This is a genomic window from Streptomyces sp. JL2001, assembly GCF_050917515.1.
Classification (GTDB): Bacteria; Actinomycetota; Actinomycetes; order Streptomycetales; family Streptomycetaceae; genus Streptomyces.
The window spans coordinates 2,619,558-2,643,787 of record NZ_CP169421.1; the positions used below are offsets into that span (position 1 = coordinate 2,619,558).

20 protein-coding genes are annotated in these 24,230 nt (G+C 73.2%); 4 read left to right on the top strand and 16 right to left on the bottom strand.

Annotated features, from left to right (window positions below; genetic code table 11):
• Positions 1-70 precede the first annotated feature (70 nt).
• The gene (locus ACE1OA_RS11390; RefSeq protein ID WP_386542289.1) at positions 71-1,024 is read right to left on the bottom strand and encodes a helix-turn-helix transcriptional regulator; all 954 of its coding nucleotides are present in this window, start codon (positions 1,022-1,024) and stop codon (positions 71-73) included.
• A gap of 90 nt (positions 1,025-1,114) precedes the next feature.
• Here ACE1OA_RS11390 and ACE1OA_RS11395 point away from each other — a divergent pair, with 90 nt between their 5' ends.
• Positions 1,115-1,522 (top strand): VOC family protein, encoded by a 408-nt coding sequence (locus ACE1OA_RS11395; RefSeq protein ID WP_147981592.1) that lies wholly within the window; start codon positions 1,115-1,117, stop codon positions 1,520-1,522.
• 120 nt (positions 1,523-1,642) lie between these two features.
• On the opposite strand, the gene ACE1OA_RS11400 is transcribed toward ACE1OA_RS11395, so the two are convergent.
• The 12 genes from ACE1OA_RS11400 to ACE1OA_RS11455 all read right to left on the bottom strand — a co-directional run bounded on the left by ACE1OA_RS11400 (position 1,643) and on the right by ACE1OA_RS11455 (position 17,834).
• On the bottom strand, positions 1,643-4,000 hold the full coding sequence (locus tag ACE1OA_RS11400) for a non-ribosomal peptide synthetase (protein ID WP_432752729.1): 2,358 nt from the start codon (positions 3,998-4,000) through the stop codon (positions 1,643-1,645).
• Positions 4,001-4,223: 223 nt separating this feature from the next.
• Positions 4,224-5,327, bottom strand: coding sequence for a 3-deoxy-7-phosphoheptulonate synthase (locus ACE1OA_RS11405; protein ID WP_432752730.1), 1,104 nt, complete (start codon positions 5,325-5,327; stop codon positions 4,224-4,226).
• A gap of 50 nt (positions 5,328-5,377) precedes the next feature.
• A complete protein-coding gene (locus ACE1OA_RS11410) occupies positions 5,378-6,400 on the bottom strand; it encodes a 3-oxoacyl-[acyl-carrier-protein] synthase III C-terminal domain-containing protein (RefSeq protein ID WP_356608709.1) in 1,023 nt (340 codons plus the stop codon).
• Positions 6,401-6,477: 77 nt separating this feature from the next.
• Complete coding sequence (locus ACE1OA_RS11415; protein ID WP_432752731.1) at positions 6,478-8,427, bottom strand: anthranilate synthase family protein; 1,950 nt, start codon at positions 8,425-8,427, stop codon at positions 6,478-6,480.
• Complete coding sequence (locus ACE1OA_RS11420; RefSeq protein WP_356608713.1) at positions 8,424-9,086, bottom strand: isochorismatase family protein; 663 nt, start codon at positions 9,084-9,086, stop codon at positions 8,424-8,426. The genes ACE1OA_RS11415 and ACE1OA_RS11420 overlap by 4 nt, the downstream gene beginning before the upstream one ends.
• A 59-nt stretch (positions 9,087-9,145) precedes the next feature.
• Positions 9,146-9,916: a 2,3-dihydro-2,3-dihydroxybenzoate dehydrogenase gene (locus ACE1OA_RS11425; protein WP_356608715.1), complete on the bottom strand. Its 771-nt coding sequence runs from the start codon at positions 9,914-9,916 to the stop codon at positions 9,146-9,148.
• Positions 9,913-11,457, bottom strand: a complete 1,545-nt coding sequence (locus ACE1OA_RS11430; RefSeq protein WP_356608717.1) for an amidohydrolase family protein — start codon at positions 11,455-11,457, stop codon at positions 9,913-9,915. Before ACE1OA_RS11430 ends, ACE1OA_RS11425 begins: the two co-directional genes overlap by 4 nt.
• Entirely contained in the window at positions 11,457-11,747 is a 291-nt protein-coding gene (locus tag ACE1OA_RS11435; RefSeq protein ID WP_356608719.1) for a phosphopantetheine-binding protein, read from the bottom strand. The genes ACE1OA_RS11430 and ACE1OA_RS11435 overlap by 1 nt, the downstream gene beginning before the upstream one ends.
• A 6-nt stretch (positions 11,748-11,753) precedes the next feature.
• Positions 11,754-13,499, bottom strand: coding sequence for a (2,3-dihydroxybenzoyl)adenylate synthase (locus ACE1OA_RS11440; RefSeq protein WP_384869532.1), 1,746 nt, complete (start codon positions 13,497-13,499; stop codon positions 11,754-11,756).
• Positions 13,499-14,563, bottom strand: coding sequence for a ketoacyl-ACP synthase III family protein (locus ACE1OA_RS11445; RefSeq protein ID WP_384869525.1), 1,065 nt, complete (start codon positions 14,561-14,563; stop codon positions 13,499-13,501). The genes ACE1OA_RS11440 and ACE1OA_RS11445 overlap by 1 nt, the downstream gene beginning before the upstream one ends.
• A gap of 2 nt (positions 14,564-14,565) precedes the next feature.
• Complete coding sequence (locus tag ACE1OA_RS11450) at positions 14,566-15,906, bottom strand: salicylate synthase (RefSeq protein WP_384869527.1); 1,341 nt, start codon at positions 15,904-15,906, stop codon at positions 14,566-14,568.
• Positions 15,907-16,280: 374 nt separating this feature from the next.
• Positions 16,281-17,834 (bottom strand): M4 family metallopeptidase, encoded by a 1,554-nt coding sequence (locus tag ACE1OA_RS11455; protein ID WP_356779925.1) that lies wholly within the window; start codon positions 17,832-17,834, stop codon positions 16,281-16,283.
• A 241-nt stretch (positions 17,835-18,075) separates the two neighbouring features.
• Here ACE1OA_RS11455 and ACE1OA_RS11460 point away from each other — a divergent pair, with 241 nt between their 5' ends.
• Positions 18,076-18,888 carry a hypothetical protein gene (locus ACE1OA_RS11460; RefSeq protein WP_356608725.1) on the top strand — a complete coding sequence of 271 codons (813 nt, stop codon included), beginning with the start codon at positions 18,076-18,078 and terminating at the stop codon, positions 18,886-18,888.
• Between the two features lie 147 nt (positions 18,889-19,035).
• Here ACE1OA_RS11460 and ACE1OA_RS11465 read toward each other — a convergent pair whose 3' ends face one another.
• Positions 19,036-20,106 (bottom strand): Ku protein, encoded by a 1,071-nt coding sequence (locus ACE1OA_RS11465; protein ID WP_356608727.1) that lies wholly within the window; start codon positions 20,104-20,106, stop codon positions 19,036-19,038.
• A 58-nt stretch (positions 20,107-20,164) separates the two neighbouring features.
• On the opposite strand from ACE1OA_RS11465, the gene ligD reads away from it, so the two are divergent.
• Together ligD and ACE1OA_RS11475 are read left to right on the top strand one after the other, a co-directional pair.
• Positions 20,165-21,049 (top strand): non-homologous end-joining DNA ligase, encoded by an 885-nt coding sequence (gene ligD, locus ACE1OA_RS11470; RefSeq protein WP_356608729.1) that lies wholly within the window; start codon positions 20,165-20,167, stop codon positions 21,047-21,049.
• Entirely contained in the window at positions 21,046-21,945 is a 900-nt protein-coding gene (locus tag ACE1OA_RS11475) for a DNA ligase (RefSeq protein WP_432752732.1), read from the top strand. The genes ligD and ACE1OA_RS11475 overlap by 4 nt, the downstream gene beginning before the upstream one ends.
• A gap of 157 nt (positions 21,946-22,102) precedes the next feature.
• Here ACE1OA_RS11475 and ACE1OA_RS11480 read toward each other — a convergent pair whose 3' ends face one another.
• Both ACE1OA_RS11480 and ACE1OA_RS11485 read right to left on the bottom strand, forming a co-directional pair.
• Entirely contained in the window at positions 22,103-22,741 is a 639-nt protein-coding gene (locus ACE1OA_RS11480; RefSeq protein WP_384875224.1) for a hypothetical protein, read from the bottom strand.
• Complete coding sequence (locus tag ACE1OA_RS11485) at positions 22,738-24,222, bottom strand: hypothetical protein (protein ID WP_356608735.1); 1,485 nt, start codon at positions 24,220-24,222, stop codon at positions 22,738-22,740. The genes ACE1OA_RS11480 and ACE1OA_RS11485 overlap by 4 nt, the downstream gene beginning before the upstream one ends.
• Positions 24,223-24,230: the final 8 nt, after the last annotated feature.

A 24,230-nucleotide genomic window follows, 5' to 3' on the forward strand; every position in this document is an offset into this window, starting at 1 on the left:
CACCCCCCGAGGGTGCCCCGCACCCCACGACCGCCGCTCCCCGAACGCCGGGGGGCGGCGGTCCTTTGCCTCAGCGGGCCACGGCGGCGTACCTGCCGGCCAACTCGGCTCCTATCCGCGCCAGTTCGTTCTGCACGGTGACGGGTTCGAGCACCTCGACGAGTGCTCCCCAGCCGGCCAGGTTCCGGGCCACGTCCAACGGCGTGGGCGCGGCGAGCCGGACCCGGGCCCGCCCGTCGGCGTGCGTGCCGTCCGGGTGGCAGTGGCGGCCGAAGCGATCGCGCAGGACGGCCAGGTACCGCTCCTCGACCAGGACGGTCGCCCAGGTGCGCGAGCGCCGCTCCTCCACGTCGCCGACGACCTCCTGCCAGGCCGCGGCGAGCGTGAAGTCGTCGGGCCGCTCGGCCGGTTCGCCGGTCTGCTCGGCGGCGCCTATCCGGTCGACCCGGAAGGTGCGCCGGCCCCGCTCGGTGCCGGCGACGAGGTACCAGGTGTCGTCCTTGTCGACCAGACCCCACGGATCGACGGTCCGATCGGTCGTCTCGCGTACTCCGTTCGTGTAGGTCAGCCTGACCCGGCGCCGGTGGATCACGGCGGCCTGGAGCCGGTCGACCATCTCGGGACGCCGGCGGTCGCGCTCGCCCCACGGGGTGGGGTCGACCATGGTCGCGTCCGCGGCGGCCTCGGCGTCGGCGCGGAAGGTCTGCGGCAGGGCCCGCAGCAGCTTGCGCAGGGCCGCCTTGGCGTCGCCGGAGACGGCCGCGGCAGGGCCCACGAGCAGGAACAACGCCTCGGCCTCGGTGGCCGACAGGCCGCTGAGATCGGTGCGCGCCCCACCGACGAGCGCCCACCCTCCCCCGCGGCCGGGCTGGGGGTAGACCGGGATGCCGGCGGCCGACATCGCCTCCAGATCGCGGCGGGCGGTGGCCACGGACACCTCGAGCTCCGCCGCCAGCTCGGCGGCGGTCACGCGGCCCCGTCGCTGCAGCAGCAGGAGGGCGGCGACGAGTCGGTCAGCGCGCATGTCCCCAGCTTCTCTCGTAAAGTGCTCACTTGGTGAGCGCTTTAGGGCGGAGGATGGTCACGGTTACGGAACGAAGGAAGGAACCACCCCATGCTGCGAGGACTTGCCACCGTCAACTTCTATGCGGACGATGTGGAAGCAGCCAAGACGTGGTACGCGGAACTGCTGGGCGTCGAGCCGTACTTCGAGCGCCCCGGCGACGGGAAGCCCGCCGCCTACTACGAGTTCAGGGTCGGTGACCACCAGACCGAACTCGGCCTGATCGACCGGCGTTACGCTCCCCCGGGGCTGCCGGAGACACCCGGCGGCGCGATCAGCCACTGGCATGTCGACGACGTGGAGGGCACCCTCGAACGCCTGCTCTCGATGGGCGCCACCCCGTACACGCCGCTGACCGAGTACGGCCCCGGCTTCGTGACCGCGTCCGTGACCGACCCCTTCGGCAACGTCCTGGGCATCATGTACAACGAGCACTACCTGGAGATGCTGGGCGCATGACCCCTCTCCGCTGACCCGCGTCGCACCACGCGCCGCTCGGCGGCGCGTACGGCGGTGGCCCCCACGGACGACGTGGGGGCCACCGTTCTGCGGGCGCGGCGGGCCGGCCGGGGCGGCGGTTCAGGCGGCCGCGGTCGTCCGGCCGACGAGGGCGGCCATCTTCTCCACGGTCGGCTCGTCGAAGAGGTCGACCAGCTCCAGTTCCACCCCGTGCTCCTCGCGGACCAGTTCGGTCAGCCGGGCGGCCCGCAGCGAGTCGCCGCCCAGGTCGAAGAAGTTGTCGAGCACGCCGACCCCGTCCAGCTCCAGCACCTTGGTCCACAGCGCGTGCAGCGACTCCTCCAGCGGGCCGGCCGGGGCCTGGTAGGCGGTGTCGACGTCCGGGCGGGAGCGCGGCGGCTCGGGCAGCGCGGCGCGGTCGATCTTGCCGTTGGTGCTGGTGGGCAGCCCGCCGACGACGTAGGCCGCGGGGACCATGAAGGACGGCAGCCGCCGGCCGAGGCCGCGGCGGATGTCGCGCACCGACGGCGTCGCGCCGGTGTCGGGCTCGATGTAGGCGGTCAGCTGCACGTCGCCCTGTCCGTCCTGGCGGGCCAGGACGGCGGCCTGCTGGACGCCGGGGAGCGTGGTCAGGACGACCTCGATCTCCCCGAGGTGGACGCGGTTGCCGCGCACCTTCACCTGGTTGTCGGTGCGGCCGACGATCTCGATGCTGCCGTCCGGCCAGTACCGGGCGAGGTCGCCGGTGCGGTACATGATCGGGTGCCGGGCCGGGTCGATGGGGTTGGTGATCCACTTCTCGGCGGTGGCCTCCGGGCGGCCGAGGTAGCCCGCGGACAGGCTGACGCCGGCGATGCAGAGCTCGCCGACCAGGCCGGGCGGGAGCGGGCGGAGGTCCTCGTCGAGCACGTAGATGGTGACGTTCGTGGTGGGGCGGCCGATCGGCGGCAGCCGGCGGGCGCGGCCCTCCTCGCCGAGCTGCTCGCCCAGCTCGCTGATGTCGCAGCTGGCGACGACGGTCGCCTCGGCGGAGCCGTAGAGGTTGATCAGCCGGAACGGCAGCCCGGCCGGCGGCCAGGACTGGATGCGCTCGCCGCAGACGCGGATGTTCTCCAGCGGGGTGTCCTCGGGCCACTCCAGGCGCCAGAGCCGCTCGGCCATCGGCTTCATCAGCAGGGTGGTGGTGATGCCCTCGCGCAGGAACCACTCCTGGAGGCGGTACTCGGAGGCGACCACGGAGACGTCGGGGATGTGCACGGTGCCGCCGACGGCGAGCACCGGGAAGCACTCGACCTCGATCATGCCGTAGCCGGGGGCGGCCAGCCAGGTGCCCTGGGAGGCGCTGCTCATACCGCACAGCTCGCTCATGCTGTGGATCAGGTTGCGGGCGGCGCCGAAGCGGACCATGACGGCCTTGGGGGCGCCGGTGGAGCCGGAGGTGTAGCAGATGTGGATCAGGTCGTCCGCGCCGACGGGCTCGCTGACCTCGGTGACCGGCTCGGTGCGCCAGTCGTCGGTGTCCAGCGCGAGGACCGGGGCGAGGCCCTCGACCTTCGACTCGTGGGCGGCCAGGGTCAGCACGGCGGCGGCCGAGGCGTCCTCGATCATGTAGCGGATGCGGTCGGCGGGGAAGTCGCTGTCCAGCAGGATCGCCGCACAGGCGAGCTTGAAGCAGGCGAGCTGGGCGATCAGGCTCTCGGCGCTGCGCGGGAAGCAGACGCCGACCCGGTCGCCGGGCCGCACGCCGCGGGCGGTCAGCCGGTGGGCGAGCTGGTTGGCCTGCTCGTCGAGCTCGCGGTAGGTCAGCCGGGCACCGGGCAGGATCACGGCGAGCGCGTCGGGGGTGCGCCGGGCGTGCTCGGCGACCCGCTCGTGGAAGAAGGGCTCGGGGACCGGGCCCGCGGTGTCGTTCCACTCGACCAGGGTGCGGTGGGTCTCCTCGTCGGTGAGCAGGGCGATGTCGCGGACGGTGCCCTCGGGGGCGGCGGCCAGCGCGGTGAGGACCCGCTCCAGGTGGCGGGCGTACTGGAGGGCGGCCCGGTCGTCGAACTCGGCGCTGTCCAGGTGGAGTTCGACGGTCTCGCCGGCCGGGTCCACGGTCAGGGTCAGGGCGGCGGGGGCCGGCCCGGCGGGCGTCCCGGCGATGACGACGGCGGCGTGCGCCGGGCGTCCGGAGGGGGCCTGCGAGCCGTCGGCCGCGGCCGAGGCCGCGGCCTCGACGAGTCCGGCGGACGTGGTGTCGGCGGCCACCCGTATCGCGACGGACTCGTAGGCGTCCGGCTGTCGTTGCCGGCCGATCAGGAGTTCCGTCTCCCCCGTGTAGCGGTGCACGAGCGCGGCCAGCGCGGCCGTCGCGTACGCCTCGGGGCGGGCCGCGGCGGGCGCGGGCAGGGTGAGCGTGTGCCGGTGCGGCGCGGCGGTCCGCGCACCGTCGAGCACGCGGGCCAGGGGCAGGGTCGAGCTCGTGTTGACTGCCACGGTGGTGGTTCCTCTCGGGATGGTCACGACGTCGGATGGCGGGCGCGGGGGCGCCTTCGGGAGGCGGTGCGTGCCGGGGGCGCCAGGGTGGTGCGGGTGGTGCGAAGAAGGGGGGCCGGGGACACCGGGCGGTGGGCGCCGCGCACGGAGGGGGTGCGCGCGGCGGTGGGGGCCCGGTGGTGGGGGGTCCCCGGGAGGGCGGGGCGGGGCGGACGGGTCGCCGTCAGGCGGCGGCCCGGTCCTGCGCGGCGCGGCGGACGGCGACCGCGTCGGCGAGTTCCTCCAGCATCCGGGCCGTCTGCGCCCAGTCCACACAGGCGTCGGTGACGCTCTGCCCGTAGGTGAGGAGGTCCGTGCGGCCGATCTGGAGGTCCTGCCGCCCGGCGGCGAGGAAGCTCTCGATCATGACGCCGGCGACACCCTGCTCGCCGGCGGCGATCCGGGCGGCGATGTCGGAGACGACCAGCGGCTGGCGCTCGTGGTCCTTGTTGCTGTTGCCGTGGCTCGCGTCGACGACCAGCCGCTCGGACAGCCCGGCGCCCGCGAGCTGGGCCAGCACCGCGGCGACCGGCTCAGCCCCGTAGTTGGGGCCCTGGCTGCCGCCGCGGAGCACCACGTGCCCGTCGGGGTTGCCGCCGGTGCTGACCACCGTCGCGCGGCCGTCGTCGCCGATGCCCGGGTAGACGTGCGGGTGGGAGGCGGAGACGATCGCGTCGACCGCGTCCTCGACGCTGCCGCCGGTGGCGTTCTTGAAGCCGATCGGCATGCCGAGGCCGCTGGTGACCTGGCGGTGCACCTGGCTCTGGACGGTACGGGCGCCGACGCAGCCCCACGAGACCGCGTCGGACAGGTAGTGCGGGACCAGCGGGTCGAGGAACTCACAGGCGACCGGCAGTCCGGTGCCGGCGATCTGGGCCATCAGGCCGCGCGCGAGGCGCAGACCGCTGGGCAGGTCCTGCGAACCGTCGAGGCGGGGGTCGCTCAGCAGGCCCTTCCAGCCGATCCGGGTACGGGGCTTCTCGACGTACACCCGCATGACCACGAGCAGGCGGTCCTGGAACTCGGCGGCGAGCGCGGACAGCCGCTCGGCGTAGGTGAGGGCCGCGTCCGGGTCGTGCACGGAGCACGGGCCCGAGATGACCAGCAGGCGGTCGTCCTGGCCGGAGAGGATCTTCGCTATCTCCCGGCGTGATCTCTGGGTGGTCTTGCGGGCGAGCGGCGGGAGCGGGATCTCCTCGCGGAGCTCGGCGGGGGTGGGCAGCCGGGCGGCGGGCGCGCCGGTGAACGTCGCGGCGGGCGCGGTGGCCGGGGTGCGGACGAGGCTCATCTGGATGGGTCCCTTCGTGGGCGGAGTGGCGTACGGGTGGTGCGGGCGGCTCAGATCCCGTCCGCGGTGAGCACCGCGGCGGAGAAGGTGAAGCCCATGCCGGTGCCGATCACGAGGATCCGGTCGCCGGGGCTCAGCAGGTCGTTGCGCAGCAGGTGGTCGAGGCCGTACAGCTGGTCGCAGGGGCCGAGGTGACCGATGGTCAGGCCCAGTTCGTGCAGCGAGTTCCGCGGCGCGATGTCGAGGTGCCGTACGAAGCTCTCGCGGTGGAGGGTCCGGCCGACGAAGGGCGTCACCAGCCAGTCGATGCCGTCCGGGGCGACGTCCGCCTCGCCGAGGGCGCGGGCCACGACGCTGCGGGTGCGCTCCACCGACCGGGTCTGCACGTCGCGCAGCGACACCTCGCCGGTGGCGAGGAACTCGCGGGTCCGGCGGCGCATGTCCGGCTGCTCGCCGGGCGCGGTGCGGAAGGGCTCGGCGCCGCGGGACAGGCCCTCCAGGACGGTGTCGGTCTCGCTGACCAGGGAGCGCAGGCGCAGCCGGCCGGTGTCGCGGGCGACCACCGCGGCGGCGGCGCCGTCGCCGAAGACCATGCCGGGCGAGGTGTACCAGCGGTTGGCGGGCTCCGCGAAGCGGTCCGCGAGGGTGATCAGGGCGGAGGGCACGTCCGGGCGGGCGATCAGGGTGGAGGCGGCGAGGTCGAGGGAGGCGAGGGAGCCGTTGGACCAGGCGGCGACCGTCATCGGCATGCTGTTGAGGGTGGGTCCGAGCAGTTCGCGGGCGATCCAGCAGGCGGCGGGCCACATGTCGATGCCCTGGAAGTGGCCGTGGCTGTGCAGGACGAGGGAGTCGGGGTCGACCCGCGCGCCTCGCTCGCCGGCTTCCTTGACTGCCTGGCGGCCGGCGGTGACCGCCATCTCCGGGGGTGCCTCGGTGGAGCGGGAGTAGCTGATCATGCCGGTGCTGGCGGCGGCGTCGGCCGAGTAGGAGCCGTCGGCCACCGCCTCGTCCACCGGCACGGATGCACCGAGGGTGCCTCCGGTGCCGGCGATCCAGATGTTGTCGAAGCGCATCGGGCAGGTCCTTTCCTGGGTGGGCGCGGGAGGGGCGGAGGCGGTGCGGGCTCGTACTGCCGTTACCAGTAATGACGTTATGCAGGTATCGCAGTGGGGACAACGGCGTCCCGATAAAGCTCCGTTACCTCTCCGAGCAGCGCGGCGATGAGGCCGGCGAGCAGCTCACCGCCGTTCCGGGTCAGCACCGAGGCGGGGTGGAACTGGACCGAGGCGAAGCCCGGGCCGCGCAGCGCGTGCACCTCACCGCTCTCCTCCCGGAAGACCCGGACCTGCCCCGGGCGGGCCGGGCAGTCGATCAGATCGCGGGCGGAGTGGGCGGCGAACGTGTTGTAGAAGCCGACCGGTTCGGTGCGGCCGAAGCAGTCGACGTGGCGCTGGAGTCCCTGGGTCGGCATCGGGTGGCGCACGAGCGGAAGCCCGAGCAGCGTGCTCAGCACCTGGTGGCCGAGGCAGACGGAGAGGAACGGGATGCCCCGGTCGAGCAGTTCGGCGGTCACCTCGCGCATCCGGGCGATCTTCGGGTCGTGGGCGTCCCGCGGGTCACCGGGCCCGGGCCCGACGATGACGAGGTCGTGCGCGTCGAGCCGGAAGTCCTCGTCGTGACGCTTCACGACGATCCGCAGCCCCTGGGCCTCCAGCAGGTGACGGGCCATCGCGGTGAAGGTGTCCTCCGCGTCGATCACCAGCACCCGCCGGCCGGCGAGCGCCGGCACCGCGCGGCTGCGGTCCGCCGGCGGCCGGAACCAGAACTCGGCCAGCGGCTCGTTCCGCGCGGCCAGCGCCCGCAGCACCTCCGGGTGCGCCGCGATCCCCGCCGCCTCGCCCGCTCCCGCCGGGGCACCCTCCGGGGAGCGCAGCGCCTCGACGAGCCCGGCCGCCTTGGCCCGCGTCTCCGCGGCCTCGCCCGCCGGGTCCGAGTCCCGGACGAGGGTGGCGCCGACCGGGATACGGACCCGGCCGGCCGCGTCGACCTCCGCCGTGCGGATGAGGATCGCCGAGTCCATGCTGCGCTCGCCGTGCTCGTCACGGCCGATGAGCGCGGCCACCCCGGCGTAGTAGCCGCGTCCCTCGGGCTCGTGCCGGCTGATCACCTCGCAGGCGCTCTCCAGCGGGCCCCCCGTCACGGTGGGCGCGAACAGGGTCTCGCGGAGGATGTCCCGTACGTCCAGGGAGCTGTGCCCCTCGATGTGGTACTCGGTGTGGGCCAGCCGGGACATCTGCTTCAGCGCGGGGCCGGTGACCCGGCCGCCCAGGTCGCAGACCCGGCCCATCATCTTCAGCTCCTCGTCGAGCACCATGTAGAGCTCGTTGGCCTCCTTCGGGTCGGCGAGGAACTCCAGCACGCCCGCCAGGTCGGGGCCGTCCGCCGGATAGCGGTAGGTGCCGCTGATCGGGTTCATCACGACCCGGCCCGCGTCCAGGCTGATGTGGCGCTCCGGGGAGGCACCCACGAAGGTGCGGTCCCCGGTGTGGATGACGAAGGTCCAGTAGCCGCCGGGGTCCCGCCCGGCCAGCCGGCGGAAGAAGGACAGCGCGGTCGCCGCCGACCAGTCGGCGACCTGCGCGGTGAAGGACCGCTTGATGACGAAGTTCGCCCCGGCGCCCCGCCCGATCTCCTCGGTGAGCACCCGGCGCACCCGCGCCGCGTACTCCTCGTCGTCGGCGTCGAACCGGGCGTCCTCCAGGGCGATCGGCACGTCCGGCAGGGCCGCGAGCACCGAGTCGAACGGCAGCACCGCCTGGTCGTCGACGCTCATCGTCAGCAGCGGCGCCCCGTCGTCCGGGCAGGCGTAGCCGCGTTCGCGGATCTGCCGGTACGGCAGCAGCGCCAGGACCTCGTGGCGCGGGCCGCCGCCGGCCGCCGGCGCGGCCGGCAGCGGGATGTCCGCGATCAGCTCGCGCGCGGTGGTCCGGCCGACGACCAGGTCGATCCGGTCGGCCCCGGTGGCGCCCGGCCGGTGCAGCAGGGCGAAGGGCGGCGGCTCGGCGCCGAGCACCCGGTCGAGCAGCGGGTGGACGCTCATCGCGCACCTCCGTCCAAGGCGGCGAGGACCGCACGGGTGGAGACGGTGACGGAGCAGCGGGAGGAGACGTACTCCAGCGTCTCGCGGTGCCGGGCGGCGGAGAAGTCGGCGATCGCGTCGCCGACCACGAAGGTCTGGATGTCGTGGGAGAACCCCTCGTGGGCCGTCATCAGGATGCCGACGTGGGCGTAGACACCGCAGATGACCAGCTGGTCGCGGCCCGTGCGGCGGAGCAGGGCGAGCAGGTCCGTACGGCAGAAGGCACTGGGCCGCCACTTGGTGAACACCTGGTCGCCGGGGGCCGGCGCGATCCGCTCGGGAATGGCCCGGTGGTCGGGGTCGGCAGTCATCCCCGCACCCCAGAAGTCCTTGAGCAGGCCGCGCTGTTCGTCCGTCATGCCGCCGGGCTGGGCCGTGTAGACGACCGGCGCCCCGGCCTCCGCGAACGCGCCGCGCAGTGCCTCGGTGTGGTCCATCAGGTCCGTCAGGGGCTGGCGGCCCTCGTCCGGACCACCGTGGCCGAAGGGGCTGAGGAAGTAGTTCTGCAGGTCGTGGACGAGCAGCACCGCGCGGTCGGGGTCGACCGTCCAGGGTGCGGTGTTGCTCGGCAGCTCGTCCTCGGCCGGCATGGGATAGGAGTCGATCAGAGGGATCGCCATCGTGGCTCCAGGGATAAGGGAAGAAGGAGGGCAAGGGAGCAGGGGGGAAAGGGACGCGGTCAGACGCCGAGCGCGGCGCCGCCGTCGACCGTCAGCCCGTGCAGGGTGATGTGCGCGGCCCGGTCGGAGAGCAGGAAGAGCACCGCGTGCGCGATGTCCTCGGGCTGGGCCAGCTTCCCGAGCGGGATGCCCACCCGGTACGTGGCGGGCGAACCCCCGACGGAGGGGCCGGCCGCGTCGCCGTCCGCGTACATCGCGGTGAGCATCGGCGTCTCGGTGGAGCCGGGCGCGACCACGTTGCAGCGGATGCCGTACCGGGCCAGTTCGAGGCCCAGCGTCTTGGTGAAGCTGGTGGCGGCGGCCTTCGAGGCCGCGTAGGCCGCCATGTTCCAGCGCGGGATGCCCGCGGCGTTCGAGGCGACCGTGACGATCGCCCCCGAGCGACGCGGCACCATCCGGTTGGCGACCGCACGGCTGACGTGGAAGACACCGGTCGCGTTGACCGCGAAGGTGGTGTCCCAGTCCTCGTCGCTGAAGCCGGCGACCTCGCCGGTGCGCAGCACCCCGGCGGCGTTCACCAGGTGGTCCAGCGGGCCGAGTTCGCGCTCGGCCCGGTCGACGGCGGCGTCCACCTCCCCGCTGGAGCGCACGTCCACGCCCAGGGCGAGCACGGCCGCGCCCTCCGTCCGCAGTTCCTTCTCCAGCGGCTCCAGGGCGGCCGGGTCGGCGTCCAGCAGCGCGACCCGCACACCGTCCGCGGCCAGGGCGCGGGCGACCGCCGCGCCGATCCCGCCCGCCGCCCCGGTGACCAGGGCCGTCTTCGCGTTCATCGCCTTTCCTTCCGGTCGGTGGGGAGGGGTGCGAGGCCCGCCCGGGCGAGCCGTCGCGTCGCGAGGAACTCGGTGCGTTGCCTCAGCCGGGCCGCGACGGCGTCGGCGTCGACCCCGAGGCAGCGCACGGTGAAGGAGCTGAGCGCCTCCAGGTAGTCGGCCTCCAGGACCTCCTCGTCCAGTCCGGTGGACCGGCCGTCCTCGATCAGCACCCGGCCGGCGACGACCACGGTGTCGACGTCCATGGAGCCGCCGAGGGCCAGGAAGCCCTCCAGCGGGCGGGGGTTGAGCAGATAGCGCCAGTCGTCGGCCTTCACCAGCAGCAGGTCGGCCTGCTTGCCCGGTTCGAGGCTGCCGATCCGGTCGCCCTGGTCGAGCCCGCGGGCGGGCAGCCGGGTCGCCATCGCCAGCGCGTCGGTGGGCAGCACCTCGGTCGGGTCGGCGTACATCTCGTTGTAGATCTGCCAGGCCACCCGCATCGACTCGGCCATGCCGCCGATCGGCATCGCGGCACCGTCGGTGGAGAGCGAGACGTCGAGGCCGGCCCGCCGGAACTCGGGGAACAGCCGGGTCTCGGTGAGGGACGCCTCCCCCGCGGGTCCGTACTTCGCGGGCGAGTGGCTGATGTGGGCGCCCGCGCCGATCAGCAGCGCCCGCTCGCCGGCGTCGGCGAACGCGCAGTGCACCGCCATGAAGCGCTCGGAGAGCAGCCCGAGGTCGGCGAAGCGGCGGACCGGGGTCGAGCCGTGGTACGCGAGCATCACCTCCGCCTCGTTGCGCAGCGCGCCGACGTGTGCGGCGAACGGCACGTCGAAGCGGGCCACCAGCTCGGCGAACCCGGCACCGAGTTCGTCGGTCATGTTGGTGCCGTAGACGGCGGTGGGCCAGGCCCGCACGAGCCCGTCGGGATCGCCCGAGCAGTCGATCAGGAGCTTCTCGATCCGCTGGAGCTCGTCGTCGGCGTCGCGGGTGCGGCGGAAGCGGGTGTCGCCGGGTGCGCACACCGCGTCCGAGGCCCAGGTGCTCACGGTGAGGCGCATGCCCAGGTCGCGGGCGGCGCGGGCGAGCGCCTCCGGTTTGTTGAGGGAGCCGACGTCGCCCAGGGCGGTGACCCCGGAGCGCAGCTGGGTCCACATCGAGTACCGGGCGATGGCCAGCGCCTCGTCGGGCGTGAGCCGGTCCACCTGGCCGTGGAAGGAGTCGAAGATGACGGAGATCTGCGGGACGTCGCCGCCCAGTGCCATGAACACCGGCTTGTCGTCCCGGTCGGAGGCGTCGCGCAGCGCGCCCTTGAAGGGGAAGCGCATCGCGAACATCTCGTGCCAGTGCGGGTTGACGAAGCCGGGCAGGATCATCCGGCCGCGGGCGTCCAGCGTGCGCAGTCCGGCGCGCTGTTCGGGCCGGATGGCGGCCTCGACCTCCGCGACGGTGCCGACGGCGGTCACCACGCCGTTCTCGGCGAGGACGGCGCCGTCCGGGACGACCCGGTCGCCGGCGTCCGCCGGGTACAGGCAGCCGCCCTTGATCAGCAGGGTGCTCATCACGCCACCTCCGCCTCTCGGGCCTGCCAGGCGTCGGTGAGGTGGCGGTGCCAGGCGTCGAGGGTGGGTGCGGCGGCGAGTTCGGCGAACTCGGCCGGCAGGCCCTGGCGGCGCCAGCGGGTGACGAGGCGCATCATCTCCAGTGAGCCGAGGCCGAGGTGGACGAGGTGGGCGTCAGCGGGGACGGTGTCGGGCTGGACACCGAGCACGGCGGCGACTTCCCCACGGAGCTCGTCGGCGGAGAGCGGTGAGGTGCGGGGTGCGGTTCGTGCGGCACGTATGCCGGCCATGGCGGTTCACCCTTTCTGGGCGGAGGGGAGGGACGGGACGGGTGCGGTCGTGACGGGTGCGGCCTCCTGGAGGGTCGGTGCGGCGGGGGATGCGGGCTCCGGAGCGGCCTCGGCCTCTGCGGCGAGCGTCCAGTGGCGGGAGACGGCGGGTTCGGCGGCGGCGGCCGCGAGCACCTTCTTGTCGATCTTTCCGAGCGGTGTCAGCGGCAGGTCCGCCACGAACTCGGCGCGGTCCGGGAGCTTGTAGTCGGCGAGTCCGCGCGCGTGCAGCGCGGCCTTGAGCTCGGCCAGCGTCGGCCTGGTGCCGTCGCGGCCGACGAGGAAGGCGTAGATCCGTTCGCCGAGGAACTCGTCCGGCACCGGCACCACGGCCGCCGCGGCGATCCCCGGGCAGGTCAGGAGATGGGCCTCCACCTCGCCCGCGGCGATCTTGTCGCCGCCGCGGATGACGACGTCCTTCAGCCGTCCCCGGACGATCAGCCGGCCCTCGGGCGTGAGGGAGGCGAGGTCGCCCGTGCGGTAGAAGCCGTCCTCCGTGAACGCCCTGGCGTTGTGCTCGGGCGCCCGGTAGTAGCCCCGCAGGGTGTACGGGCCCCGGGTGAGCAGCTCGCCGGTGACGCCGGCCGGGACGTCCGCCCCGCGTTCGTCGACGATCCGGACCTCGTCGGCCGGGGACACCGGCCGGCCCTGGGTGTGCAGGACCGCGTCCACGTCGTCGTCGGCGCGGGACATCGTCAGCAGCCCCTCCGCCATGCCGAAGACCTGCTGGAGGCGGCAGCCGAGCTCGGGCGTGATCCGGGCGGCCAGCTCCGGCTCCAGCCGGGCCCCGCCGATCTGGAGGACCTTCAGGCTGGACAGGTCGGCGTCCGACCACTCCCGCTCGTCCAGCCAGAGCCGGGCGACGGTGGGCACCACCGAGGTGAGCGTGACGCCCTCCCGCTCGATCAGCCGGAAGCAGTCGTCCGCGGTGGGGTCCGGGGCGAGGACGACCGTGCCGCCCGCCGAGAGGGTGCCGACCACTCCGGGGCAGCCCCAGGTGAAGTTGAACTCCACCGGCAGGGCGGCCAGATAGACGTCCTCGGTCGTCAGGCCGGCGAGGGAGGCCACCGTACGGGTCTGGTACGCGTAGTCGTCGTGGGTGCGCGGGATCAGCTTGGGCAGCGCGGTCGTGCCGCCCGACAGCAGGAAGAAGGCCACGTCCGAGGGGTCGTTGGCGGGCAGCTCCACCGGGTCGGCGTCGACCGACTCCAGCGGGACCACCGCGGGCGAGGTGGTCTCGCCCTGGGCGTAGATCCGGCGCAGGGCGGGCAGTTCGGCGGCCATCTCCAGGGCCAGCGCGGTGTGGTCGAAGCCGCGGAAGACGCCCGGGACGACGTAGCCGGAGGCGCCGGACAGCTCGCACAGGTGGCGGATCTCGTTGGAGCGGTGCGAGGTGAGCGAGAACACCGGCTTCGCGCCGGCCCGGAACAGGGCGAACGCCACCTCGACGAACTCGGGCACGTTGGGCAGCTGGAGCACGATCCGGTCACCGGGCTCCACACCCTGGCGGACGAAGCCGGCGGCCGTGCGGTCCACCCGGTCGGCCAGTTCGGCGTAGCCGATCCGGCGGTCACCGGCGACGATCGCGGTGGCGTCGCCGTACCGTTCGGCCCAGAGCCGCGGCAGCGCGCCCAGGTCGGTGCCGTTCCACAGCCCCTCGCGCCGGTAGCGCTCGGCCGTCTCGGCCGGCCAGGGCGTGCATCCTTCGAGCATCACAGGTCTTCCTCCTGTCGTGCGGTGCCGGGCAGATAGGGCGCGGTGATCTCCACGACCGCGCAGGCGACCTCCATGCCGGGGCCGGCCGCGAGCAGCAGGACGCGGTCCCCGGGGGCGACCTCGCCCCGTGTCCAGAGGCGTTCGAGGCCGATGAAGGGGTCGGCGGCTCCGACGTGCCCGATGTGACGGGTGAAGTCCCAGGTGCCGTCGGCGGCCTCGATCTCCAGCGGATCGAGGTAGATGGTGTGCAGGGCGCCGTCGGCGTAGTTGGTGTGACAGATCCGGGCCACCTTCTCCAGGCCGGTGTCCGCCTCCTCGAGCACGCGGTCGACGGCCTCGGCGACCACGTCGCCGAGGTGGGTCCTCGGCGGCGCCGCGCCCGCGGCCCACTGCCGGCGCCAGTGGTCGCTGCGTTCCTCGAAGTTGAGCGAGCGGCCCACGGTGATGCCGGGCGGGAACAGCTCCTCCCCGCCGCGGTGCAGCTCCTCCATCGACGGCGCGGAGACCGAGCCGACCGACAGCAGCCGGGCGAATCCCTCCCGCCGGGACAGCACGGCGGCGGCGCCGCCGTCCGCGAGCAGGAACAGCCGGGAGGAGTTCCAGCGGTCCACCACGGGGGCGGAGAAGTTGTCGGCCGCGGTGAGCAGGACGGCGTCCTTGCCGTCGTCGGCGGCGAGCCGGTGGGCGGCCATCTCCAGAGCCGTCAGCATGCCGAGGCAGCCGGGGCCCACCTGTGCCGCCCCGATCGGGCGGTCCAGGGTGCGGTGCAGGACGTAGTGCGGGGCGGACCAGCCGTCGGGGCCCTGGTGGTAGGTGGCGCAGTGCAGCAGCGCGCCGTAGTCGTCGGGGGTGAGGCCGGTGCGGCCGGCCCTCCGCAGGGCGGTGCGGGCGGCCCGTACCGCGATCTCGGGTGCCGGCAGGTCCCCGGCCACCCGGACGGCGAGCATCCCGGAGGCCGCGCGGTCGGCCTCCCCGTACCAGCCCCTCGCCACGGCGTCGGCGGTGGTCACCTCCTCGGGCAGCCAGCTCCCGACGCCGGCGAGGTGCAGCCCGGTGGCCACCCTCATCGCGTACCGCCCGCCGGCACGAGGAACCGGGCGACGCTGTCGAGCTTCTCGCAGGTCTCCTCGAACTCGCGCTCCGGGGTGGAGTGCCCGACGATGCCGGCCCCGGCCCGCAGCCAGGTGCGGCCGTCCTTGCGGTAGGCGCTGCGCAGCACGAGGGCCGCGTCCATCGCGCCGGTGTGGTCGACCGTGAGGACGGCGCCGCTGTAGAGGCCGCGGGACTCGGGCTCGTGGCGGCGGATCGAGTCGTACGCGGCCGACTTCGGCACTCCGGACGCGGTGACGGCGGGGAAGACCGCGCCGAAGGCGTCCCAGGCCGCGCGCCCGGGGGCGAGCTGTCCGGCCACGCGGGAGGCGAGGTGCTGGACGCTGCCGCGCTCCCGGATCGCCATGAACTCGGGGACCTCGACGGAGCCCTCGACGCACACGTCGACCAGCTCGTCGGCGCCGACCTTGACGGAGATGGCGTGCTCGTAGACCTCCTTGGGGGATCCGAACAGGTCGGCGCGCAGGCTCTCGTCGGTGAGCAGGTCGCCGGTCAGGGCGCGGGTGCCGGCCAGCGGCTGGCTGACGACCCGGCCGTCCTCGGAGACCTGGACGACGATCTCCGGGCTGAAGCCGATGGCCTCGGTGCCGCCCAGGTTGAGCATGAAGGAGCGGGCCGGGTTGTTGCCGCGGCGGCCGGCCACGTAGGTGCCGGTCAGGTCGACCTCGTCGTCGACCTCGACGACGCGGGACAGGATCACCTTGTGCAGTTCGCCGGCGTTGATCTCGTCCACCGCGAGGCGCACCGCCTCGCGGTACTGCGGGCCGCCGGTGGCGTGCACGTCCAGCGGGCGGGGCTGTCCGGCGGAGGCCGGGGAGGCGCTGGCGACGGTGGTCAGCAGGGCGTCCAGGGTGGCCTGGTCGGCGGCGCGCAGCAGGGCGTGGCCGTCCTCGAAGCGGACCTCGGCGCGGGGCACGACGAGGTGCATGAGCCGTCCGTCGCCGATCCCGTCGAGGTTGCCGTCCTTGGCGTACGACAGCTCGAAGGTGGCCCAGCCGTAGGCCCGCCAGTACGGGACGGTGACGGTGTCGAGCAGCTCGGAGACCAGGTTCAGCGGCTGGTCGTTCCACGGGCGGAAGGCGTCCGGGACGTCCTCCTGGGTCAGCCGGGCACCGGTGCGGTCCAGCGTCAGCTCGGCACGCACGCCGCCGGCGTAGGCCCAGCTGCCGCCGTTCTCGTAGACGACGTACGACTCGTGGAGTCCGGAGTCCGCGAGACGGGCCGCGACGAGCAGCGGGTCCTCGGTGAGCTGGAGCTGGGTCTCGAAGTAGTGGCGCGGGGCGTTGGGGCTCATCGGAAGGTTCCTCCTTCATAGCGGTTACCTTCAAAGACGATACGGAGGTAACAGCCTTCGCCCCAGGGCCCCTTGATTAGCCCTCCTGATCGAAGTGCGTACCCGGGCACGGCCGGATTCCGGATACGCGGAAGGGCCGCGCGGCGGGGTGCCGCGCGGCCCTTGGGGGGTGCGCCGGGTGGGCCGGGTCCGTGGACCCGGCGGGGTCGGCTAGGTCCTGTCCGGGCGATCTTCGAGGACCGGCCGCGGCGTCGGATGTGGTGCATCGCAAGGCGGAGGATCGCCCTCGTACTGGGCGTACTCGGGCGACTCCGACAACGCCGCGAGGTGCCGCAGCCGTCGTCGCGGGCCCGAGAAGATCGCCCGGACAGGACCTAGTTCACGTTGACCGCGGCCCAGGCGGCGCCGACCGCCGCGTACTCGGGGCCGGTCGTGCCGTAGAGGTCACCGGCCGCCTTGAGGGTGGCCGTGCGGGCGCCCGCGTAGTCGGTGGACGAGGTCATGTAGGTGGAGAGCGCCTTGTACCAGATCTTGTAGGCCTTGGTCCGGCCGATGCCGGTGACCGTGGAGCCGTTCGCGGTCGGGGAGTCGTACGCGACCCCGTTGACCGTCTTGGCGCCACTGCCCTCGGAGAGCAGGTAGAAGAAGTGGTTCGCCGGGCCCGAGGAGTAGTGGACGTCCAGCCGGCCGACGTTCTTCGACCAGGAGTCGGCGGAGTTGCCGTCGCGGCTCGGCCGGTCCATGTAGCGCAGCGGGGTGCCGTTGCCGCGGATGTCGATCTTCTCGCCGATGAGGTAGTCGCCGACGTCCGAGGAGTTGGCGGCGTAGAACTCGACCGCGGTGCCCAGGATGTCGGAGGTGGCCTCGTTCAGGCCGCCCGACTCGCGGCTGTAGCGCAGCCCGGCGGTGGATGCGGTCAGGCCGTGGCTCATCTCGTGGCCGGCCACGTCCAGGGAGGTGAGCGGCTTGAGGTTGGCGGTGCCGTCCCCGTAGGTCATGCAGAAGCACTGGTCCGACCAGAACGCGTTGACGTACGCGTCGCCGTAGTGGACGCGGGAGTAGGCGGCGACGCCGTCGCCCCGGATGCCGTTGCGGCCGAGCTCGTTCTTGTAGAAGTCCCAGGTGACCGCGGCGCCGTAGTGGGCGTCGGCGGCGGCGGTCTCGCGGTTCGTCGCCTGGCCGTTGCCCCAGACGTCGGTGCTGTTGGTGAAGAGGCTGCCGGTGCCGTTGGTGCCGCCGTTCAGGTCGTACGTCTTGTGACCACCGCGCGCGGTGTCGGTCAGCGTGAACGACGGGGCGGTGCCGAGGGTGACCTGGCCGCTGTACTGGGTGTTGCCGGTGCCGGTGTCGATGGCCTCGTAGGCGTACAGCTCCTTGCCGCTGGTGGCGTCGGCGATCACGTGCCGCTCGCTGGGCGTGCCGTCGGCCCGGACACCGGTGACGACCGTCTCCCAGGCCAGCACGGGCTTGCCGGTCGCCGCCCAGACGACCTTGCGGGCGGCGGACGCGGCCGGGGCCTTCGTCCCGGCGGAGGCCGCGGCGGAGGCGGCGGCCGACCGGCGGGCCGTGTCCGCGGGGACGGCGGCGGTCGTGGCGGGCACGGATATCCGGGCGTCGGTCGCCTTCGTGGTGGAGCGGGCGCCGTCCTTCTTCTTGTGCACGACGAGGTCGCCGCCGAGGACGGGGAGACCCTCGTAGGTGCGCTCGTAGCGCGTGTGGACGGTGCCGTCCGCGTCCTTGACGACGTCGCGGACGACGAGCCCCTCCCGGTCGGACAGGCCGATCGCCCGGGCGGTGGTGGCGGCCTCGGCCTGCGCGCCCTGGAGGGCGGCGGTGCGCTGCGCGGCGGAGAGGACGAGCGCGGTGGCGCCGTCCTCGCGGTCGGTGGCGGCACCGGCCGATCCGCTCTGCACGCCGACGACGACCATGGCGGCCGAGGCGAGCAGGGCGGCGGCGCGTGCGGTGGCACGGGAGGAGGGGCGGTGGTGCGAGGTCTGCAGGCGGGTCACGCGGGCTCCTTCGCTGAAGCAGTGGGGGGTGGCGCGGCTGGGAGCGTGCCAGCGAAAGATCCTCATTGACAGGTCTGCAACAAGAATTTGACCATCCCTTGTCCGGAGGGCGAAGCAGGGTGTCCGATATGCGATCGAATCCGCCTGCTTAGATACGCCAATGGGAAACCTTCTTTACGTCACCGACCTCGGCTACCAGGCGCGGGGACGCCGCTACTGCGACGAGGACATCTGGCTGAGCGGGCGGCTGCGCGAGGAGTTCGACGTCGCGCTGTGCCATCCGCTCGACGCCGCCGCGCTGATGGACCGCTTCGACGCCGTCGTCGTGCGCAACAGCGGGCCCGTCATCCACTACCAGGAGGCCTACGACGCCTTCCGCGCCGCCGCGCTGCGCGACGGTGTGCGGGTGTTCAACTCCCTCTCGGGCAAGGGTGACATGGCGGGGAAGGAGTACCTCCTCCAGCTGTCCAGGGAGGGATTTCCGGTCATTCCCACGGCGGGTCGCCGGGAGGAGTTCGGACGGCTGCCCGACGCGGAGACCTACGTCGTCAAGCCGGTGCTCGGCGCGGACTCCGTCGGTCTCCGCTTCGTGGCCCGGGCGGACCTCGCGGACGTGGACCCGGCCGGCATGCTGGTCCAGCCGCGCGTCCCGTTCGCGTACGAGGTGTCGTTCTACTTCGTCGGGCGCGACTTCCAGTACGCGCTGTACGCCCCCGACCCCGAGGCGCGCTGGCGGCTGGAGCCGTACGAACCGACCGCCGAGGACCTGGAGTTCGCGCAGCGCTTCGTCGACTGGAACGACCTGCCGTACGGCATCCAGCGCGTCGACGCCTGCCGCGCGCCGGGCGGGGAGCTGCTGCTGGTGGAGCTGGAGGACCTCAACCCGTACCTCTCGCTCGACCTGGTCGGGGAGGCGGAGCGGGAGGCGTTCGTCGCGGCGATGAAGGGCGCGCTGCGGAAGCTGGTGGGCTAAGGGCCGGACGGGCGGGACCTGGCCGCGAGGAGCGGAAGGGTGCGGCGGCGACCCGGGCCGGCGGACCACGGCCCCCCGCCGCCCCTCCGCCCGCCTCACCGGGCCCGGCGGCTCGGCCCCTCCGCCCGCCTCACCCCGCCCGGCGGCTCACGCGCTGCGCTTGCGCGGGGTCGCCTTCTTCGTCGGCTGCTTCTTCGCGGCGGCCTTCGACGTGCTCTTCGCCGTCGACGTGCTCTTCGTGGCCGCCGTCTTCTTCGCCGCCGTCTTCTTGGCGGCCGTCTTCGCCGTCGACTTCCGTGCGGGCGCCGCCGTCTTCTTCGCCGCGGTCTTCGCCGTCGACTTCTTGGCGTCCGTCTCCTTCGGCGTCGACCGCGAGGACCGCGAGGCGGTCTTGCGCGCCTTCAGCTCCGTCACCGAGGCATCGGCCGGCGCCTCGCCCCGGGCCTCCTTCGCCGCCCGGACGCTGCTCTCCAGCGCCGCCATGAGGTCGATGACCTGGCCGCCGCCCTCCTTGTCGGGCTCCGGGGGCGCCACTCCCTCGCCGCCCTCCGCCTTGGCCGCGATCATCTGCTCGACCGCCTCGCGGTAGTCGTCGTGCAGGGAGCCGAGGTCGACCTCGCCCAGCGTGGCCATCAGCGCGTCGGCCAGGTCGAGTTCGGCCTCGCGCACCGCGACGGGCGCCTCCGGGGCGACCCCCTCGGGCGCGCGGATCTCGTCGGGCCAGAGCAGCCCGTGCATCGCGATGACGTCGTCCACCACCCGGAGCATCCCGAGCCGTTCCCGCCCGCGCAGGGCGTACTTCGCCACCGCCACCTTGTCGCTGCGCTTGAGCGCCTCGCGCAGCAGGGTGTACGGCTTGGCGGCCGGGACGCCGTTGGCCGAGAGGTAGTAGGCCGCGTCCATCTGGAGCGGGTCGATCTCCCCGGCCGGGACGAACGACACGATCTCGATGGTCCGGGCCGTCGGCAGCGGCAGGGACGCCAGGTCCTCGTCGGTGATCGGGATCATCGTCCCGTCGGCGTCCTCGTACGCCTTGCCGATCTCCGCCTGGGAGACCTCCTCGCCGTCCAGCTCGCACACCTTGCGGTAGCGGATCCGGCCGCCGTCCTCGGCGTGGATCTGGCGGAAGGACACGGACCGGCTCTCGGTGGCGTTGACCAGCTTGATCGGGATGCTGACCAGGCCGAAGGAAATGGCGCCGTTCCAAATGGATCGCACGTTTTTTCCCTTTCTCCGTGATTGAACGAGAGTGCCCGATTCATGGGATTCTCATCGTATGACGCCGATCACGGAGGTGGAGGGGCGGCGGCTGTCGCTCAGCAACCTGCACAAGGTCCTCCACCCGGCCAGCGGCACCACCAAGGGCGAGCTGCTGCACTACTACGCCACCGTGTCCGCCGCGATCCTCCCCCACCTGCGCGACCGGCCGGTGTCCTTCCTGCGCTACCCCGACGGACCGGACGGGCAGCTCTTCTTCACCAAGAACCCGCCGCCCGGCACGCCCGCCTGGGTGAAGACCACCCCGGTGCCGCGCTCCGAGGACCCCCGCGCCCGGCAGGTGATGATCCAGGACCTGCCCTCGCTGATGTGGGCGGCGAACCTCGTCGTGGAGTTCCACACGCCCCAGTGGCGGGCCGAGGCACCCGCGGTCGCCGACCGGCTCGTCCTCGACCTCGATCCGGGACCGCCCGCGACCGTCGTGGAGTGCTCCCGCGTGGCGCTCTGGCTGCGTGAGCGGCTCGCGGCCGACGGGCTGGAGTCCTTCGCGAAGACCTCCGGGTCCAAGGGCCTGCACCTGCTGGTGCCACTGGAGCCGACGCCGTCCGAGCAGGTCTCGGCGTACGCGAAGCAGCTCGCCGTCCAGGCCGAGGCCGACCACCCCTCGCTCGTCCTGCACCGGATGAACCGCGCCCTGCGGACCGGCAAGGTCTTCGTCGACTTCAGCCAGAACGCCGCCGCCAAGACCACCGCGACGCCCTACACCCTGCGCGCCAGGGAGCGTCCGGCCGTCTCCGCGCCGGTGACCTGGGACGAGGTGTCGGCCTGCCGCGCCCCGGCGGAGCTGGTCCTGCTCATGGACGACATCGCGCCACGTCTGGAGCGGTACGGGGACCTCCTCGCGCCGCTCCTCGACCCCGACCGGGCCGGGGCCCTGCCGTGAACGCCGTGGTCCTGCGGCCTCCGGTCGGCGTCATGCGCCCCCGGGCGGCCGACGAGATCCCGGCGCAGGGCAGCGTGGCGGGCGGGCTGCAGTACTCCCTCAAGCTCGACGGCTTCCGGGCCCTCGCCTTCGTGCTGGAGGAAGGGCGGGTCTTCCTGCAGTCCCGGTCGCAACGGGACCTCTCGCGCGAGTTCCCCGGAATCGCCGCTCAGCTGCGGGACCAGCTGCCGGAGGGCACCGTCCTCGACGGCGAGCTGTGCGCGTACCGCGAGGGCAGGCTCAGCTTCACCGACCTGCTGCGCTCGCCCGGCGACCGGGCCCGGCTGGGCGTCCCCGTCTCGTACGTCGCCTTCGACGTCCTCGCCCTGCCCGGCCGGGACGTCCGCACCCTGCCGCTACGGGAGCGCTGGGACCTGCTGGGGGCCGCGCTGGCGGACGCCGTGCCACCGCTCCAGCGCGTGCTGGCGACGCAGGACGAGGAGACCGCCCGCGACTGGTTCCGCGACCTGCGGGCGGTGGGCGTCGAGGGGATCGTGGCCAAGGCCATGGACTCGGCCTACCGCCCCGGCGCCACCTGGTCCTGGCGCAAGATCCGGCACGCGGACACCCGGGACGGCACGCTGCTCGGGATCTACGGGCCGCCCGAACGCCCCCGTGCCCTGCTCGTGGCCCTGCCGGACGGCCGTACGGTGCAGACCTCGCCGCGGCTCACCGCGCCCCAGTCGCGCCAGGTCGCCGAGCTGGTCGGGGACCTCCTGGGGGAACCGGCCGTCCACCCGGACCACCAGGACGCGGGACCGGTGCGGCTGCTGACCGAACCACTGCTCGTGGAACTCCGCCAGGTCGCCGGCCGCCACGAGACGGCCCGCTTCGTACGGGTCCGCGCGGAGGGCTGAGCGGCGGGGCGGGCGGGCTCGGTGGGGCGGGCCGGTGCCGCCGCGTGCCGCGGCCTGCCGCACTCGCGAGTGCGGCGCGGGTACGGCCGCGTGTACGGCCGTACGGCCGCGGGTACCGGAGCGGGATCCCCCCGGTCCCCCGGAGAACGCACGCCCCTCACGGCGCGGTCGTGGGCACCCCCGGGGGCGGGGTCCGGCCGGATTCGAACGTGGACCTCAGGTAGAGGCGCGTGGTGCCGGGTGTGACCTCATGGGCGTACACCTCGGCGCACCTCCCCGGATCGATGTCCGCCGGATCGGCGTCGTCCGGCACGGTCGCCGCCCCCGGGCAGGCGTCACCGTGCAGCAGACCCTCGACGAGGGTCTCGGGCTCGGGGAGCCCGAGGTGCGCGAAGCCGTCGGCGCGGCTGAAGTCCGCGCCCCGGGGTTCGGTGTTGCGGATCAGCCGGGTGCCCTTGGGGGTGAGGGGCGCGAGGTACGCCGTCGCCTCCCGCGTCGGCAGGGTGAAGCTGAGCAGTCCGGTGTCGTACCGCTCCCCGGACTTGTAGCCGGCCCGCCGGTCCGCGGCCCCGGCCGGGATCGGCAGCCCCAGCCGCTCGCTCGTCCACGCGGGCGTCGCCCCGGCCGCCCAGCAGCACTCCTTCTCCGACGCCGCTGAGCCGGACAGCCACCTGTCCGCGAGCAGCGCGAAGGACACCACGACCGCCCCCGCGACCGCGAGGAGCACCGCCACGACGACCGCGGCCCGGCGACCGGCAGGCGACGTGCCGGCGGCCTTGTCTTCCACGCTGCTCACCTGTGGGTACCTCCTCGCCCCTCACGCGTTTCCCGCCCGTTGTCCATGCGCCCGCCCTCGCGCCCCGGATCGTCGGGTTCCGGCAGCGGTGCGGGGTTCGACTCGCCGGCACCGAGGTCGTAGTGCTTCACCGAGCTGCTGCCGGACATGTCGAATTCCTGCGCCAGACCGGTCGTATGCAGCCGTGCCATCTGTCCGTCGGGGATTCCCACCCCGAAGATGTCGACGCCCTTGTTCTCGTCCCAGTTGTACCGATCCCATGCGTTCGCCTGGTAGTCGAGTGCGACCTGGGGCCGGCCCTGGGCATCGGGTACGACGGTGACGACACCCGTGACGTTGGCCCGGGTGGAGCCGACGGCGTAGAACCAGTTCTGGTCGTTCTCCTTGGTGAAGGAGTAGTCCCGCGTGTTCGACGTCTCCACGGGAATGGCCACGGGCCTGCCCCCGTTCGCGCGGAACTCGGCGAGTGCCGTCTCCCGCCACGCGTCCTGGTGTGTCCTGATGTGGTCGTCGATGTGCCGCCTGAAGCCTTCGTCGTCAGCCATCATCTTGTCGACCGGCAGATTCATGTGCTCGCCGTTGTCGTCCAGGTAGTGGTCCATGTTGCGGGCCGCGTCGACCAGGCCGCCGGCGTCGGCGCCCTCCGCTATCCCCCGCATCTTGGCCCGGGTGGACCACTCCTCGAAGCCCGGTTCTTCCACGTCATAAGGGCCGGAGCCCTTGTCCGGCGCGATCTGCCGAACTGTCGGGTCCAGGAGTCCGGCGGCCAGCAGTCCGCCCCGCTGTTCCCGCCACAACTCTGCCCGCGCCTCCGGACTCAGCGAGCGCCAGAGCCTGCGGAGCTCGTCACGCTGCTTCTCGCTCGCTTCCTTGCCGAGCGAGGCGAGTCGGGTGGCGCGCGGCAGCTGGTCCTCGTCGAGCGACGTGTACGTGGCGTGACCTGCGTTGCGCGGATCGCCCCCGTGGCTGCCCTTCAGGGCACGGGTGGCCGCGGCGTCGACCTCGGCCGCGTGCGCGACCAACCCGGTGACGGTGTCTGCGTACCAGCGCATCAGGTCCTTGGTCCGCTGCGTCGTGCCCTCGGGGGTGCACATCGCCTCCATGACCCGGACGGTGCCGTCGCCCGCGTCCGTGATGAGCAGTGCCGGATCCTTGTCGGTGCCCGCAGCCGCGTCCTCCGCAAGGGCCTTGGCCCGCTTCTGGATGCTCGCCAGTTCACCATGCGCGTCCTGGAGCACCGCGTGGATGCTCGTCGCCTCAGCCCGCAGGTCCGAGAACTCTTTGGCCGCGCTACGTACGAAATCCCTCGTGACGTCGGCGTTGACGCCCTTCCACCGCGCGCTCTCGGACTTCCTCAGCAGACCGTCCCGGGCGTTGGTCTCCAGCTTGGCCAGCTCGCCGGCCATGGTCCGCCAGTCGCCGACGGCGGTGCCGAGCCCGCCGAGATCCATGTCCAGGAGATCGGTGTAAGTGAATGCCACGAACCCGC